The sequence below is a fragment of the Kitasatospora sp. A2-31 genome (assembly GCF_022288725.1).
Classification (GTDB): domain Bacteria; phylum Actinomycetota; class Actinomycetes; order Streptomycetales; family Streptomycetaceae; genus Kitasatospora.
In genome coordinates this window covers 1-1,211 of the sequence record NZ_JAKNTA010000229.1, presented here as the reverse complement: position 1 = coordinate 1,211, position 1,211 = coordinate 1, and the positions used below count along the sequence as shown (strand labels likewise).

The window sequence follows — 1,211 nt, the reverse complement described above, 5'->3', positions numbered from 1 at the left end:
TCGGAGTCGCGGGCGGAGTCCGTGTCCTCGATCCGGAAGACCAGCGTGCCGCCGTTGTGGCGGGCGAAGGCCCAGTTGAAGAGGGCGGTCCGGACCAGGCCCACGTGCGGGTTCCCGGTCGGGGACGGACAGAAGCGAACCCGAACGCTCGGGTCAGTGTTAGCCACGCTTGATCACCTTGTTGGTGAGAGTGCCGATGCCTTCGATGGAGACGGCGACCTCGTCGCCGACGTTGAGCGGGCCCACCCCTGCGGGTGTGCCGGTGAGGATGACGTCGCCGGGCAGCAGCGTCATGGCCTCGGAGATGTGGACGATCAGCTCGGCCACCGAGCGGATCATCAGGGAGGTCCGCCCGGTCTGCCGCAGCTCGCCGTTGACGGTGCAGGTGACGGCGAGGTCGGCCGGGTCGAGGTCGGTCTCGATCCACGGGCCGAGCGGGCACGCCGTGTCGAAGCCCTTGGCCCGGGCCCACTGGCCCTCGCGCTGCTGGACGTCGCGCGCGGTGACGTCGTTGGCGCAGGTGTAGCCGAGGATCACCTCGGGCACCCGGTCCAGCGGCACCTCGCGGCACATCCGGCCGATCACCACGGCCAGTTCGGCCTCGTGGTGGACGTCCGAGGAGAACGGCGGGTAGGCGATCGACTCGGTCGGGCCGATCACCGCGGTGGACGGCTTGAAGAAGGTCAGCGGGACGTCGGGGACGTCGTTGCCGAGCTCCGCCGCGTGCGCCGCGTAGTTGCGGCCCGCCGCCACGATCTTGTTGGGCAGCATCGGGCTGAGCAGCCGGACGTCCTGGAGGCGGTAGCTCTCGCCGGTCGGCTGGGGCTGACCGAACGGGTGGCCGGCCAGCGCGTGGACGACCAGAGACTCGGGCTGGGCGGGATCGCCCTCGACCACGCCGAAGGAGACGCTGCCGGCGGCAGGGCTCCCTTCCCGGACGGAAAACCTGGCAATGCGCACGGCTGGGCTACCCCTCGCTTCGTCGGCCGCCCGGGGCGCGCCCGGGCGCTGGTGGGCGCCCCGCCCTCGGTGAGCGCGGCCCCGTCAATCGTCGTCCAGGCTATCGCGCGGGCCCCTCCCCGTCCGCTTTGCCCCTGTTCAGCGCGGGTTGCGACACACGGCACGAGCGGGCGAACCCCACCCGGGGTCGGTGACAGGCGAGCGGGCGAACCCCGCCCCGAGCTTGGCCGCAGGCGAGCGGGCGAACCCCG

The 1,211-nt window shown here is 72.3% G+C and carries 2 protein-coding genes; both read right to left on the bottom strand.

Going from position 1 to position 1,211, the window contains the following annotated elements; all coding sequences use genetic code 11:
- A partial coding sequence (locus MCM47_RS41110) for a glutamate--tRNA ligase family protein (protein WP_238951870.1) occupies positions 1–167 on the bottom strand: 167 nt, incomplete at its 3' end.
- Positions 160–960, bottom strand: a complete 801-nt coding sequence (locus MCM47_RS41105) for a fumarylacetoacetate hydrolase family protein (protein WP_238951869.1) — start codon at positions 958–960, stop codon at positions 160–162. The genes MCM47_RS41110 and MCM47_RS41105, both read right to left, overlap by 8 nt.
- Between the last annotated feature and the right edge of the window lie 251 nt (positions 961–1,211).